The sequence below is a fragment of the Streptomyces sp. KR80 genome (assembly GCF_052245555.1).
Taxonomy (GTDB): domain Bacteria; phylum Actinomycetota; class Actinomycetes; order Streptomycetales; family Streptomycetaceae; genus Streptomyces.
Genome location: NZ_JBQQCD010000002.1, coordinates 171,376 through 185,242, shown reverse-complemented (window position 1 = coordinate 185,242; position 13,867 = coordinate 171,376). Strand labels below are relative to the sequence as shown.

Here is a 13,867-nt window from a genome sequence, read left to right as displayed (position 1 = left end):
TCGCCATGGAGAACTGGTACGACGAGGAGGAGCTGCGGCTCGATCCCGTCGAGCGGGCGATCGCCGAGATCGCCGCCGGGCGGCCCGTCGTCGTCGTGGACGACGAGAACCGGGAGAACGAGGGCGACCTCGTCATCGCCGCCGAGAAGGCCACTCCCGAGATCGTCGCCTTCATGATGAGCGAGTGCCGCGGCCTGATCTGCGCGCCCATGGAGGGCCCCGATCTCGACCGCCTCGACCTGCCCCAGATGGTCGATCAGAACACCGAGTCGATGCGCACCGCCTTCACCGTGTCCGTAGACGCCTCGGCCGAGCACGGCGTCTCCACCGGCATCTCCGCCGCCGACCGGGCTACCACGCTGCGCCTGCTCGCCGACGGGGCGAGCACGGCCGAGGACTTCGTCCGCCCCGGCCACATCTTCCCGCTGCGGGCCCGCCCCGGAGGAGTCCTGGTCCGCGCCGGTCACACCGAGGCCGGGGTCGACCTCGCCCGGCTTGCCGGCCTGCGCCCGGCCGCTGCGATCGTCGAGATCGCGGCCGAGGACGGCACGATGATGCGCCTTCCCGAGTTGATCCCCTTCGCCCGCAAGCACGGCCTGGCGATCATCTCCATCGAGCACCTCATCGCCCACCGGCGCAGCTCGGAGCCGACCGTACGGCGTGAGGCCGAGACCCGGCTGCCCACCGCCTTCGGCGACTTCCAGGCATACGGCTACCGCTCCACCATCGACGGCGTCGAGCACATCGCCCTCGTCCAGGGCGAGATCGGTTCCGGCGAGGACGTCCTCGTCCGCATCCACTCCGAGTGCCTCACCGGCGATATCTTCCACTCGCTGCGCTGCGACTGCGGCCCGCAGCTGCACGCCTCCCTGGCACGGATCACCGAGGAGGGGCGGGGCGTGGTGATCTATCTGCGCGGGCACGAGGGCCGCGGCATCGGCCTGCTGTCCAAACTGCGTGCGTACGAACTCCAGGAGCGCGGCCGGGACACCCTCGACGCCAACCTCGAACTCGGCCTGCCCGCCGATGCCCGCGACTACGCCGCCGGCGCCCAGATGCTCGCCGACCTCGGCGTGCGGAGCGTCCGGCTGATGACGAACAATCCGGAGAAGACCGAGGCCCTGGTGCAGCACGGGCTGCGCGTCACCGGCCGCGAGCCGATGCCCGTCCAGGCCGGCGAGCACAACATCCGGTATCTGCGCACCAAGCGGGACCGGATGGGACACGACCTGCCCTGGCTGGACGGCGAGCACGTGTCCGCCTGCGGCAACCAGTGAGCATGTGAACACCTGAGCACATCTCTTTGAGACCACCACTTAAGACCGACACTCGAGATCAGCATCGACGAGGAGAGACGTGAGCGGCAAGGGCGCACCGGAACTGTCCGTGAAGAACTGCGGTGACCTGCGGGTCGCCGTCATCGCGGCGCAGTGGCACGAGAAGGTGATGGACGGCCTCGTCGACGGCGCCCTGCGCACACTGCACCAGCTGGGCATCGACGAGCCCACGCTGCTGCGCGTGCCCGGCAGCTTCGAGCTCCCCGTCGTCGCCAAGGTCCTGGCCGGACGCGGCTACGACGCGATCGTCGCCCTCGGAGTCGTCATCCGCGGCGGCACCCCGCACTTCGACTACGTGTGCCAGGGCGTCACCCAGGGGCTCACCCAGGTCTCGGTCGACACCGGCGTGCCCATCGGCTTCGGGGTCCTGACCTGCGACACCGAGGAGCAGGCGGTGGACCGGGCGGGTCTGGAGGGCTCCCGCGAGGACAAGGGCGACGAGGCCGTCACGGCCGCTGTCGCCACGGCCCTCCTGCTCCGCACGGTCGCCGAACCGTGGCGCTGAGCGGACCCGGTAGGTTAAAGAGCACCATGGCGAACAAGACATTCGAGGAGCTCTTCGCCGAGCTCCAGCACAAGGCCGCCACCGGCGACCCCGGCACCTCCCGCACGGCCGAGCTCGTGGCCGCCGGCGTGCACACCATCGGCAAGAAGATCGTCGAGGAGGCCGCCGAGGTCTGGATGGCGGCCGAGCACGAGGGCGAGGACCGCGCCGCGGAGGAGATCTCCCAACTGCTGTACCACCTCCAAGTGATGATGGTCGCGCGCGGGATCTCCCTCGACGACGTATACGCTCACCTCTGAGGCGCGAACACCCACATCCCCAGATCAACCCCCGAAAAGCGAAGGAACCGCTCCATGCTGCGCATCGCCGTCCCCAACAAGGGTTCACTGTCCGAGCCTGCGTCGGCGATGCTCCAAGAGGCGGGCTACCGGCAGCGCAAGGACCGTCGTGAGCTCGTCCTCGTCGACTCCGACAACGACGTGGAGTTCTTCTTCCTCCGCCCGCGTGACATCGCGCTCTACGTCGGCTCCGGCCGGCTCGACATCGGCATCACCGGCCGAGACCTGCTGCTCGACTCGGGTGCCGACGCCGAGGAGATCCTGCAGCTCGGCTTCGCCGGCTCCACCTTCCGCTACGCCACCCGGCCCGGCACCGCCAAGGACGTCAGCGAGTTCGGTGGCATGACCGTCGCCACCTCCTTCGCGGGCCTGGTCACCAAGCACCTCGCCGACCACGGCATCGACGCCTCGGTCGTCCGTCTCGACGGCGCCGTCGAGACGGCCATCCAGCTGGGAGTCGCCGAGGTCATCGCCGATGTCGTGGAGACCGGCACCACTCTGCGCAACGCAGGGCTGGAGATCATCGGCGAGCCGATCCTGGAGTCCGAGGCCATCGTCATCCTCCCCCGGACTCCCTCCCCGGCCGCCCCCGGGGAGACCTCCGGCAACGGCGTCGGCATCGACGACCCCAAGGTCCAGCAGTTCCTCCGCCGTATGCAGGGCGTCCTGGTGGCCCGGCGCTACGTGATGATGGACTACGACATCCGCGTCGAACAGGTCGAGAAGGCCATCGCCGTCACCCCGGGCCTGGAGTCCCCGACGGTCTCCCCGCTGCACAACGAGGGCTGGGTGGCCGTACGGGCCATGGTGCCGAGCAAGGACGCCCAGCGCATCATGGACGACCTGTACGACCTGGGGGCGCGCGCGATCCTCACCACCGGCATCCACGCCTGCCGGCTCTGACGCAGCCCACCCACCACCGAAAGACCGCCCTGTGTCCGCCCCCGTGCCCCAGCCCGAGCTTCCGGCCCTGCCCGTCACCTTCAGGCCGACCCGTACCCGGGTCGTGCTGCTCGGCGTCGGTGCCGCGCTCCTCGCCGTCCTCACGGCGATCGCCCTGCTGCTGCCGTCGCTGGGCCCGGGGGAGCGGCTCAGCTTCATCGTCACCGGGCTGCTCTTCCTCGGTGTGCTGATGCTGCTCAGCCGCCCCAAGGTCGTCGCCGACGCGGAGGGCGTGACTGTCGTCAATCTCACCACCAGGCGCCGACTGGAGTGGGCGCAGATCCTCGGCGTCAACCTCCGCCCCGGCGACCCCTGGGTCCATCTCGACCTGGCCGACGGCACCAGCCTGGCCGCCATGGGGATCCAGCCGGGCGTCGCCAGAAGCCGGGCGATTAGCGACGCCCGCGCCCTGCGAGCACTCGCCGAGGCGTACGGCACCGGGTCACCCACAGGGGGCACCTCCCAGCGGTAGCTGGGGGAGTAACGCGTCTTCGCAGGGCAAACCCGAGTGATTAGTCTGTATCCCTGGCGGCGCCGGTCGGCGCCGTCGGCCCGTACCGGTCGCGCCGCGTGCCGCCCGCTTTCAGGCCCACCTGCTAACCGAGGAGTGACGCTCTCCGGCAATGGACGGATCGTCCTGTAGTACCTGCGCCGCCCCCTCTCCCGAGGCGGCGGCATCATGACCATCCCGCTGCTCCTGCTCGCCGCGGCCCTGCTGCTGATCCTCGCCAACGGCTTCTTCGTCGCCGCCGAGTTCGGCCTCGTCACCGTGGAGCGCCCCGAGGCCGAGCGGGCCGCCGCCGAGGGCGACCGCCGCGCCCGTACCGTGGTGAAGGCCCTGAGCGAGCTGTCCTTCCAGCTGTCGGGCACCCAGCTGGGCATCACCATCACCTCGCTGGTGGTGGGCATGCTCGCTGAACCGGCCCTGGCCCAGCTGCTGTCCGGGCCGTTCGCCGCCACCGGACTCCCGGAGGCGGCGGTGCCCGGCGTTGCCGTGGTCGTGGGGATGCTCACCGCGTCCGCCGTCCAGATGGTGATCGGTGAGCTCGTCCCGAAGAACTGGGCGATCTCCCGGCCGCTTCAGGTGGCGCGGTTCGTCGCGGGCCCCCAGCACGCCTTCTCCCGCTTCTTCCGGCCGGTCATCGCGCTGCTCAACGCGGTGGCGAACCGGCTCGTACGGGCGCTGGGCGTCGAGCCCACCGAGGTGCTGGCCTCGGCCCGTACCCCCGACGAGCTCGTCTCGCTCGCCCGGCACTCCGCGCAGGCCGGTGCGCTGGAGCAGGACACCGCCGACCTGTTCGTCCGCACCCTGTCGCTGGGCGAGCTGACCGCCCAGCACGTTATGACCCCGCGTGTGCGGGTCAGCGCCCTGCAGTCCTCGGCGACGGCGGAGGACGTCCTCAATCTCACCCGTGCCACCGGTCTGTCGCGCTTCCCCGTGTATCACGAGCGGCTCGACGAGGTCGTCGGCATGGTCCACCTCAAGGCCGCCCTGGCGGTGCCCGCGCCCGAGCGGCTCCGTACGCCCGTCGGGCGGATCGCGGTGGCCCCGCTGCTCGTCCCGGAGACGCTGCCCGTGCAGCCGCTGCTGGAGCAGCTGCGCAGCGAGCAGCCGATCGCCGTGGTCGTCGACGAGTACGGCGGCACCGCCGGTGTCGTCACCCTGGAGGACATCGTCGAGGAGCTCGTCGGCGAGGTCCGCGACGAGCACGACGGGGACGACCTGCCCGAGCTCGTCGCCATACCGGCCGAGGAGGGCCGCACCGCCTGGGACGCCGACGGCAGCTGCCGCGTTGACACCCTCCGGCGGATCGGCCTGGAAGCGCCCGAGGGGCCGTACGAGACGGTGGCCGGGCTGGTCGCCGACCTGCTCGGGCGCATTCCGGCGCCGGGGGACACGGCCGAGCTGCCCGGCTGGCGGCTGCGGGTCCGCATGGTCGAGCACCACCGGGCGGACCGGGTGCGGATTGTCCGTACGGAGAACGTCCGGGCCGAGAGCGTCCGGACCGAGAGCGTGAAGAGGGTCCTGCGATGAGTGCCCTGCAGCTGCTCTTCGCCGTCCTGCTGGTCCTCGGCAACGGCTTCTTCGTCGGCGCCGAGTTCGCGCTGGTCTCCGTGCGCCGCAGCCAGATCGAGCCGCTCGCCGCCGAAGGCTCGGGGCGCGCCCGCACCGTCCTGCAAGGGCTCGAGAACCTGCCGCAGATGATGGCGGCCGCCCAGTTCGGCATCACCGTCTGCTCGCTGACCCTCGGAGCGGTCGCCGAGCCCACGGTCGCCCGCCTCCTGGAGCCGGTGTTCCACGTCGTGCACCTGCCCGACGAGCTGATCCACCCGCTCGGATACGCCATCGCCCTCGCCGTGGTGGTCTTCCTCCACCTCGTGGTCGGCGAGATGGTGCCGAAGAACCTCGCCATGGCCGCACCGGAGAAGACCGCCCTGTGGCTCGGCCCCGGGCTGGTCGCATTCGCGCGGCTGTGCCGCCCGGTGACCGCCCTCTTCGGGGCCTGCGCCCGGCTCGTCCTGAAACTGTTCGAGGTGGAGCCCAAGGACGAGGTCGAGGCGGCGTTCACCATCGAGCAGCTCGCCCATCTGCTGGAGGACTCCCGGCAGGCGGGCCTGCTCGGCAAGGGCGAGCAGGAGCGGCTCGCCGACGCCCTGGAACTGGGCAGCCGTCCGGTCACCGAGGTGCTGCTCGACCGGGCAGGGCTCGTGACGGTCGACCCGTCGGCGACCCCGCGGCAGATCGAGGAGCTGACCGTGCGCACCGGCTACTCGCGCTTCCCGGTGGTCGCCTCCGGAGCCTTCATGGGCTATGTCCATGTGAAGGATGTGCTCGAGCTGGAGGAGGCCGACCGTGCAGTGCCGCAGCGCATATGGCGGCCCATGACCACGCTGCGGGCCGAACTCCCGCTGGACGACGCACTCTCCGTGATGCGCCGGGCGGCCACCCACCTGGCACAGGTGGCGGACGCCTCCGGCCGGGTCCTGGGTCTGGTGGCGCTGGAGGACGTCCTGGAGATGCTGGTCGGCGAGGTGCGGGACCCGGCCCACCGGGCGGTGGCCGTGATCCAGCGGCAGCCCGCCGGGCCACCCGCCACGGAGTCGGTGCCGGTCCCGGTCAACTGAGCGGTGGGTCCTGGGGGCCGCGGTCCATCGGGCCGCGGCCCGACAGGACCTCGCCGTACGCCTGCATCAGATCCGGCAGCCGCAGGGTGGACAAGTCGTCACGGGTCGGGGTGCCGCTGTACCCCGACAGCCGCAGATCGCGGTACGCACAGCTCTTCTCGTACAGCGTGCGCAGAAAGCGGCCGTTGCCCAGCTCGTCGATCCAGCCCTGATCGACGACGTGCCCGCTGATGCTGCGCAGCTCATCGACGGCCTCCTCGTCCCAGCAGTCGCCGTTCTCGGCGGCCAGCACCTCGCCGATCCTGGTCAGCTCCAGCGGACGGTAGCTGGGGAAGTCCACCCGGGTGGTGAAGCGGGAGCCCAGGCCCGGGTTGGTGGTCAGCAGCCGGTCCATGCCCTCCGGATAGCCCGCGAGGATCACCACGAGCCGGTCGCGGTTGTCCTCGGCCCGCTTCAGCAGCACCTGCAGGGCCTCGTCGCCGTAGGCGTCGCCCTTGCTGTATCCGGTGTTGGAGAGGCTGTACGCCTCGTCGACGAAGAGCACCCCGCCCAGCGCCGAGTCGATCAGCTCGTTGGCCTTCACCGCGGTCTGCCCGAGGAACTCACCGACGAGGTCGGCGCGCTGGGCCTCGACCAGATGGTCCCCGCCGAGCAGCCCGAGCGCGTAGAACACCCGGCCGAGGATGCGCGCCACGGTGGTCTTGCCGGTGCCGGACGGGCCCGAGAAGACGAAGTGTCGTTTCGGCGGCTGGACGGGTAGGCCCTGTCCGGCGCGCAGCCGTGCCATGTGCAGCTGCGCCGACAGCGCCCGCACCTGCCGCTTCACCGGCTCAAGACCGACCATCCGCTCCAGCTCGGCGAGCGCCTGCTGGAGGAGTACGGGATCGGCCGGGCCGGGCGGCAGCTGCGGCGGCGAGGGACGGACGGGGATCACGGCCTTCTCCCGTGCGGTGTCCGCGTCCACCGGGGCCGTACCCGGCAGCAACTCGTCCGGGTCCGGCACGGCCGCGGCCGACAGTTCCCGGCTGTCGCCGAGGGCGTCGGAGGACATCAGATCGGGGTCCGCCGTCGCATCGAGGGTGTCCTGGCCGATGCCCGCCAGGGATACCGCCGCCAGGTCCCCGGACTCGTCCAGGCCGTCCCCCTCGGAGATCGCGGCCAGCCGGGCCGCGGTATCCATGAACGCCGGGTCGACCCGGTGCACGGCACGGTAGAGCGGCAGGGCGGCGGCGCTGCGGCCGGTGCCCTCGTGGGCCCGGGCCAGCCAGTAGCGCAGCTCCTTGCGCTGCGGCTGCTCGCTGCGGCACCGCATCAGAGCGGCCGACAGCAGCGGCTCGGCCTGCCCGTACATCTCCAGCCGGACCCGGGCCATGCCACCGAACAGCCCCGACTCGATGCCCAGCAGCGGGTCGCCGAGCAGCGGTTCGGTGTGCCGTACGAGCTGCTCCCAGTCCTTGACGAGATACGCCCGGCAGGCGTGCAGAAAGCGGACCTGGGGGTCGGCGTCCACCGGCGGACAACCGGCCAGCGCCCGGTCCAGCTCCGGGACGTGCCGGCCGTCGAGCCAGTGCGAGGCATGCGCGAGCAGCAGGTCGCGCGGGCTCTCCAGGACCGGCTGCACCCACCAGCCCAGCCAGTACCAGGAGTTGAGCGGGCGGTGGTGGCGGGCGCGCTGCTCACCGAAGCGGTCCCGGTGGCGGTACATGCGCAGCAGCGCGGTCGTGGTGTCCACCCGCAGCGCATGGAGGCCGAGCCAGCCGTCGGCCATCCCGGGATCCAGCCGCACGGCAGACCGGAACTCCTCCTCAGCCTGTGCGTACGCCCCCATCGTGTAGGCGTCGACGGCGCGCAGCCAGGCGAGATCGGCGGGGGCGTCCGAGCCCTGCGTGCCGAAGTCCATCACGTCCCCCACAAACCCTGCCCCCGGGGTGTGCCGCCAGGCCTGTGCCGGGCGGCCCTGTCTGTCACCGTGCCGAGTCGGCCTGATGCCGAATTGCCTTACCGCGGACGGGAGTTGCTCCGCTCCCGCTACGCATCGTACCTGCGACATCGCCGTCGGCCGAGGTGTGGCGCGCAGGACAGCGGGGGCGTGACGATATCCGGTCGATACGCCGGGCGGGGGCACGGGCTGTGACCGAAAGTGATGACCCGGCGGCGCGCCGCGCCCGAAACGGCGGACCTGTGCCGATCCCGGGCAGAACGAAGCCCCCGATCACGGGGGAACAACCGGGGGCTTCGCGCTTGTGGGCGGCCTCGTAAGGCCGCACATTGAGAACGTAAGTCCTGTACGGCCCCCAGGTCAAGCCGAGTTGAGCCACTCGTCCGGACGACGGAGGGCACCCTCGTGACCCACCTGGAAGGGCTGGGCCCGATCAGCCACGTACTGCTCACTCTCGGTGATGACTCCGAGTCGTCACGCGGTCGCAGGGGGACCCGTCAGCACCACGTACCCCTCATTCCCCGGGAGTACCAGGTGATCGGCGAACGGCCGCGAGGGGTCGGCGGCAAAGTGACGTTCCTCCGCCCGGATCCACTCGTCCCAGAATCCGGACAGGCCAGGGCCGTCGCGGCGCCGTCCGCGCTGCCACGACCTGCGCTCCGGCACCTCCATCCACAGCAGACACGCGAGGAATGGGCGCACGGAGCGCCGACCCGCACCGACGCCTTCGACGATCACGAAGGGCGCCGGGGCAAGTTCCTCCCTATGAGTGAATGCGCGGTGGACCCAGTCGTAGACGCCGTAGCGGGCGGTCCGGCCGGCGGCCAGCGGGGTCAGGACCTGTTCGCGGAACCGGCCGGTCCACTCGAACAGCTCGTCGTGCGTGGCAAGGTCGTCCAGATGCAGTACGGGTGCCTCGCCGAGCGCTTGGGACAGTCGGGCGGCGAAGGTGCTCTTGCCCGAGCCGGCGTGGCCGTCGACGCCGATCAGCCGCACCGGCCCGCAGGACGGCGGCAGGGCGAGCAGCCGGCGGGCGAGTGCATCGAGCGCCTCCGGAGCTGCCCGGCTCGAGTGGTCCACGGGCTCACCCTACGGCCGCTTGGAGGTACGCCCCTGGTCACATCAGTGGTCTTTACCAATATTGGTTCGGCGACGCGCGGAGAGGCTCTGGCCGAAGCCGGTTCCGACCGGCGATAGTTGAACAAGTGTCGCGTAGGTGCAGGCCCACTCGACGACGACTGGGAGCTTCCGTCATGAACAGACCCACCCCACGGCGCACTGTGCTGGCCGTCGCGCTCTCTGCCGCGGCAGCCCCGCTGCTCGCGACCTCGGCCGAGGCGTCCGCGCACCGGAACGTCGCTGGCACCGGCTTAGATTCCGGCTCCGGGTCCGGCTTCGGCTCCGGCGCGGCGGGTGGTGGCGGCGAGAAGGGAGTGGCCCGCGTGGACTACCACGGCTGGACCACCTACACCGACTGGCGCTCCGGCACCGCCCGCGGCACCCGCGCCGTCGCGGGCCGCCGGCCCGGCCTGGTGATCGAGACCATGGACGGCTGGGCCGAGTACCGGGACCCGCACACCGGCGAGACATCCACGTGGGAGTACGCCACCTGGACGTCCCCGGTCCGCCGGCTTGCCACGCCCGCGAGCGAGATCGTCCCCTCCTGGAACGCCCACACTCCGGCGGGCACCTGGCTGCGGGCCGAACTCCAGGGCGCCTACACCGACGGCACGAAGAGCCCTTGGTACGTGCTCGGGCGCTGGGCGGCGGGCGACGGGGACATCAAGCGCACCTCGGTCGACGACCAGACGGACGGCAAGAGCACGGTGTGGACCGACACCGTCTCCATCGACGACACGGCGAGCGGGCTGCGCCTCGCCGCGTATCAGCTGCGGCTGACCCTCTACCGCAAGCCCGGCAGCAGCCGCACACCGAAGGTGTGGCGGCTCGGCGCGATGGCCTCCGACATCCCGGACCGCTTCGAGGTGCCCGCCTCGACGCCGGGGGAGGAGGCGGGCGAGGAGCTGAAAGTCCCGCGCTATTCGCAGAACACCCACATCGGCCAGTACCCGGAGTACGACAACGGAGGCGAGGCCTGGTGCAGCCCCACCTCCTCGCAGATGGTCATAGAGTACTGGGGGCGCAAGCCCACGAAGGAGGACCTCGCCTGGGTCAACCCGGACTTCGCCGACCCGCAGGTCTGCCACGCCGCCCGCTTCACGTACGACTACCAGTACGAGGGCTGCGGCAACTGGCCGTTCAACGCCGCGTACGCCGCCACCTACCGCGACATGCAGGGCGTCATCACCCGCCTCGGCTCCTTGAACGACGTCGAGAAGCTCATCGGCGCGGGGATCCCGGTGATAACGTCCCAGTCCTTCCGCAAGGACGAACTGGACGGTGCGGGCTACGGCACAGCGGGCCACCTGATGTGCCTGGTGGGCTTCACGAAATCCGGCGACGTGGTCGCGAACGATCCGGCGAGCGACAGCAACGACGCGGTCCGGCGCGTCTACAAGCGGCGGCAGCTCGAGAACATCTGGCTCAGGACCAAGCGCTACGACGCGAACGGCAAGGTCCGCAGCGGCACGGGCGGAGTCTGCTACCTCTACTGGCCGGCGCAGCCGACTCCGCGTCAGATGCGCGTGCTGCGGGAGCTCGGCATCCGCTGAACCTGTGCTCGCCGAAGGTCGTGTCGACGACCTGACGGCAGCGCTCGCTGCCGTCGAGAGTGAGGTGGCCGTACCGGTCCACCGTGATCTTGATGGAGCTGTGCCCCATCCAGCGGGACACCTCATGGGTGGGGACACCGTTGCTCAGGGTCACGGTGGCCCACTTGTGCCGCAGGTCATGCGGGTTGTATTCGGGCAGCCCGAGCCGCTTGAGGGCGCGATCCCAGGACTTGCGGAGAAGGTCTGGGTAGGGGCATGCCTCCGGCTTGATTCCGTATGGGCAGTCGGTCGACGAGTGGCTTGAGGAAGTCGGTTGCCGGGATGTCGCGCCACTCGTCCTCCTTGCGATGCTTGAGGGGCGCATAGAGGGCGACGTACTTACCGGACGGATGGGGCATGCTGTCTCCGATGGTTCACACGGTGCCGCGTGGCAACGACGCGGGCCTGAGACGATGCCGCGATGTCCTGCGCCGTACAGCACGGTGCCGCTCACCGTATTCGGTGAGCGGCAGACGTCTCCAGGTTCGGGACTGGCTGTGTGCTTAGTTGGAGTTGAGTGTCAGCTGGTAGTGGGCGAGAGCGTCGTCAAGCGGCTGGAAGTAGGAGGAACCAGGCGAATTGACCCCCCCGTTGCACTGCTGCCCTGTCGGGCCGCCCGACGTCATACCCTGGGCCTGGTCGCCGGAGATGTAGGCGCCGCCGCTGTCGCCGCCCTGGGTGCATACGGAGGAGCTGCCGAGGCCGGTGACGACTGTGGTGGGACCGCCGTTCGGGTCGGAGTAGGTGACGGTGACGTTGTACGCCTTGATCTGGCCGCAGGTCCAGCCGGTGGTCTGGCCGGCCTTGCAGATATCGGCGCCCACCGCGGCCCGCTGGCTGCCCTTCACCGCGTGCGCGGGTCCGTTGCCGTAGGTGTCGACCGTGGTGCCGATGGAGTCCTCGGGGTCGACCTTGGCGATGCCCATGTCCACGCTGTCCTGGCCGAGGGCGAACCGTGTGTTCTCGCCCTTGGCGAAGCGCTCGCCTTGGTACGCGAGTTCCGGCAGGTCCTCGATGCAGTGGCCCGCGGTCACCAGGTACTGCGTACCGTTTTGGCCCTTGGCTCCGTAGCCGACCGAACATAGGTACCCGTTGAAGGTCATGCGCTTGCCCGGCGGTACCTCGGTCTGGGTCTCCAGACGCTTCTGGTCCTTCACGATCCGGACCGCGTCGCCGTGCCGCTTGGCCGCCTTGAGGAAGGAGCGGGCTGCGGCGCTCTTGTCGTTGTTCACCTGGACGGTGACGGTGTCGGAGGCCAGGTCGGCCGACCACGCGACGACGCCTGTGGGCACTTTCGTGACGGCCTTGGCGTCCAGGCCGTCCTTGATGCGGTCGAGTGCAGACTGGCCGCGCTCGGGTATTCGAGCGCTCAGGCCCGCGTTCTTGATCGCGGTGGCCGCAGTGGAGTTGGCGGCGTTGACGATGAGCGTCCCCGCGCTGGTGAAGAACGCGCCGTCTGTCTTGACCCCGTTCTTGCGCAGCTCGGCGAACGCGGTCTGCTGCTCGGCCTGCCGGTCGAGGCGTTCGATGGCCGCCTTCTCGCTCACGCCGAGTGACGCGGCCAGCGCCTTCACCATCTCCGGGGAATAGCGGGGGGATTCGGTGGTCGAACCTCCAGCCTGTGCACCGGCCACGACGCATAGGGAAAGCACGACGCCGACGGTAGCGGCAAGGAGATACTTCCGTGGAGTTCGCACAGTGATTCCTTCCGATCGCAGAGCAAGCACCCGGGCAGTGGGGGGTGTGAAGCACGCAGGGCCACAAGGGCGTTTCTCGCGTGTTTCACCGGTGCGGGTGCTGCCTGGCGGCGCGGGTGGGGTCCGTCGCCGCGCATCGAACTTTGGTCCAACGGCCATGAGTGCGACAAGGATCATTGCCGATGCAATTTTCAACAGAGCCGCGCAAATCTGTTAAGGGAAGGGCGTCCTGTCGTCTGTCTCTTGAGGTTCCATCAGCAGACGGGTCCACAGGCAGGGGAGAAGGGCGCGTCGTGCCGGTCCAGGCGTTGTGCCCAGCGGAAGGCAGCACCCTGGGCCTGGCCGCGGGCGTCGTACGGGGCGGTTAGCCGGTCGTGCCCCGACATCGTGCCGGGCTTCTGACAGGGAATGGTCCTCGTCGTAGTTGCTCGGCATGCCTCGTGAGGTGTGTCTGAGGTGTCCTGCGGTGCTGCGCCACGTGCTTCGCAGGCCGCCAGCGGCAAGGCAGCCGGGCGGCAGCAGGGGAGTGGCATCCAGCGGCGCGTCTCCGGCGAGGGGGAGTCTGGCTCGTCAGCAGTGGTGCGCTTGTCGACGCGCACGCCTGGGGACATGGCATCCCGCGGAAAGCTCGCCGCCCGGCTTGGACTTCGGGGCACGGGGTCTTGGACTTCCCGTGCCGCGTCCGCGACGGAAGGGTGGCGGGCATCACCCGGGGGCCGCGTATGAGTGAGGGCCAGGGAGGCCGCGAGGCCCCCAACCCCGCCGCCTCCCCCCACCGGCACGGCACAGTCACGCCGAGCGAGTAGCCCTCTGCGTCGCGGCCGGCGTGACGTGCGCCCTCCCGGAGCACGCCCACGTGCTGAGCCCGGGCACGGTTATATGGCCACGGACCATTCCGTGGCCACACCGGCGACGTAGCGAGCCCTCGGCCGACGTTGACCGCGTCGAGGTCGGGGTGTATGCGGGGTAGTGGAACGTGATGGTGTTGCTGCCCGCGCGGACCATGTGCGGGTGTCCGTGACCTCGGTCCAGGACTGAACTGCGGGATGCCGCCGGATCCAGGCCCGCTCAGGCGCTCGCGTCAAGCACCCCGATCAGGCGCGTGACGGTCTTGGCCATCGCCTGCCCGTCACCGTCAGATAACCGCGGGAGTCCACCGCCTTCGGGTGGGCGGCGAGGTAGGCGGATCGGATCGGTCTTTCAGCGCCGCGCCGATGTTGACCTTGGCGATGCCGCCCGCCACTGCCCCTGCTCGCCCGCCTCGACGAGCCG

General features: G+C 70.4%; 11 protein-coding genes and 1 pseudogene. 8 read left to right on the top strand and 4 right to left on the bottom strand.

Features of this window, described 5'->3' with window-relative positions; all coding sequences use genetic code 11:
- The first annotated feature begins 5 nt into the window (after positions 1-5).
- The 7 genes from ACTWQI_RS03830 (at position 6) to ACTWQI_RS03800 (ending at position 6,248) form a co-directional block, all read left to right on the top strand.
- Complete coding sequence (locus tag ACTWQI_RS03830; protein WP_443267901.1) at positions 6-1,277, top strand: bifunctional 3,4-dihydroxy-2-butanone-4-phosphate synthase/GTP cyclohydrolase II; 1,272 nt, start codon at positions 6-8, stop codon at positions 1,275-1,277.
- Positions 1,278-1,356: 79 nt separating this feature from the next.
- Positions 1,357-1,842, top strand: a complete 486-nt coding sequence (ribH, locus tag ACTWQI_RS03825) for a 6,7-dimethyl-8-ribityllumazine synthase (RefSeq protein ID WP_443267414.1) — start codon at positions 1,357-1,359, stop codon at positions 1,840-1,842.
- A gap of 26 nt (positions 1,843-1,868) precedes the next feature.
- Positions 1,869-2,141, top strand: a complete 273-nt coding sequence (locus ACTWQI_RS03820) for a phosphoribosyl-ATP diphosphatase (protein WP_443267412.1) — start codon at positions 1,869-1,871, stop codon at positions 2,139-2,141.
- A 54-nt stretch (positions 2,142-2,195) separates the two neighbouring features.
- Entirely contained in the window at positions 2,196-3,083 is an 888-nt protein-coding gene (gene hisG, locus ACTWQI_RS03815; RefSeq protein ID WP_443267410.1) for an ATP phosphoribosyltransferase, read from the top strand.
- Between the two features lie 31 nt (positions 3,084-3,114).
- Positions 3,115-3,594, top strand: coding sequence for a PH domain-containing protein (locus tag ACTWQI_RS03810; RefSeq protein WP_443267408.1), 480 nt, complete (start codon positions 3,115-3,117; stop codon positions 3,592-3,594).
- A gap of 207 nt (positions 3,595-3,801) precedes the next feature.
- On the top strand, positions 3,802-5,157 hold the full coding sequence (locus tag ACTWQI_RS03805; protein ID WP_443267406.1) for a hemolysin family protein: 1,356 nt from the start codon (positions 3,802-3,804) through the stop codon (positions 5,155-5,157).
- Positions 5,154-6,248 carry a hemolysin family protein gene (locus ACTWQI_RS03800; protein ID WP_443267404.1) on the top strand — a complete coding sequence of 365 codons (1,095 nt, stop codon included), beginning with the start codon at positions 5,154-5,156 and terminating at the stop codon, positions 6,246-6,248. Before ACTWQI_RS03805 ends, ACTWQI_RS03800 begins: the two co-directional genes overlap by 4 nt.
- On the opposite strand, the gene ACTWQI_RS03795 is transcribed toward ACTWQI_RS03800, so the two are convergent.
- Positions 6,241-8,148, bottom strand: a complete 1,908-nt coding sequence (locus ACTWQI_RS03795) for an AAA family ATPase (RefSeq protein ID WP_443267402.1) — start codon at positions 8,146-8,148, stop codon at positions 6,241-6,243. The genes ACTWQI_RS03800 and ACTWQI_RS03795 overlap by 8 nt on opposite strands.
- Positions 8,149-8,661: 513 nt before the next feature.
- Positions 8,662-9,267 carry a uridine kinase family protein gene (locus ACTWQI_RS03790; protein WP_443267400.1) on the bottom strand — a complete coding sequence of 202 codons (606 nt, stop codon included), beginning with the start codon at positions 9,265-9,267 and terminating at the stop codon, positions 8,662-8,664.
- Positions 9,268-9,440: 173 nt separating this feature from the next.
- Here ACTWQI_RS03790 and ACTWQI_RS03785 point away from each other — a divergent pair, with 173 nt between their 5' ends.
- Positions 9,441-10,859, top strand: coding sequence for a peptidase C39 family protein (locus ACTWQI_RS03785; RefSeq protein WP_443267398.1), 1,419 nt, complete (start codon positions 9,441-9,443; stop codon positions 10,857-10,859).
- Between the two features lie 70 nt (positions 10,860-10,929).
- On the opposite strand, the pseudogene ACTWQI_RS03780 reads toward ACTWQI_RS03785, so the two are convergent.
- Both ACTWQI_RS03780 and ACTWQI_RS03775 read right to left on the bottom strand, forming a co-directional pair.
- Positions 10,930-11,223 (bottom strand): annotated as a pseudogene (locus tag ACTWQI_RS03780) (tyrosine-type recombinase/integrase); the annotation flags it as partial.
- 178 nt (positions 11,224-11,401) lie between these two features.
- Complete coding sequence (locus ACTWQI_RS03775) at positions 11,402-12,595, bottom strand: S1 family peptidase (protein ID WP_443267396.1); 1,194 nt, start codon at positions 12,593-12,595, stop codon at positions 11,402-11,404.
- Positions 12,596-13,867: the final 1,272 nt, after the last annotated feature.

Coding starts and splice junctions, on each gene's coding strand:
- ACTWQI_RS03805 (WP_443267406.1), top strand. CDS start 3,802: ATGACCATCCCGCTGCTCCTGCTCGCCGCGGCCCTGCTGCTGATCCTC.
- ACTWQI_RS03800 (WP_443267404.1), top strand. CDS start 5,154: ATGAGTGCCCTGCAGCTGCTCTTCGCCGTCCTGCTGGTCCTCGGCAAC.
- ACTWQI_RS03830 (WP_443267901.1), top strand. CDS start 6: ATGGAGAACTGGTACGACGAGGAGGAGCTGCGGCTCGATCCCGTCGAG.
- hisG (WP_443267410.1), top strand. CDS start 2,196: ATGCTGCGCATCGCCGTCCCCAACAAGGGTTCACTGTCCGAGCCTGCG.
- ACTWQI_RS03795 (WP_443267402.1), bottom strand. CDS start 8,148: ATGGACTTCGGCACGCAGGGCTCGGACGCCCCCGCCGATCTCGCCTGG.
- ACTWQI_RS03820 (WP_443267412.1), top strand. CDS start 1,869: ATGGCGAACAAGACATTCGAGGAGCTCTTCGCCGAGCTCCAGCACAAG.
- ACTWQI_RS03785 (WP_443267398.1), top strand. CDS start 9,441: ATGAACAGACCCACCCCACGGCGCACTGTGCTGGCCGTCGCGCTCTCT.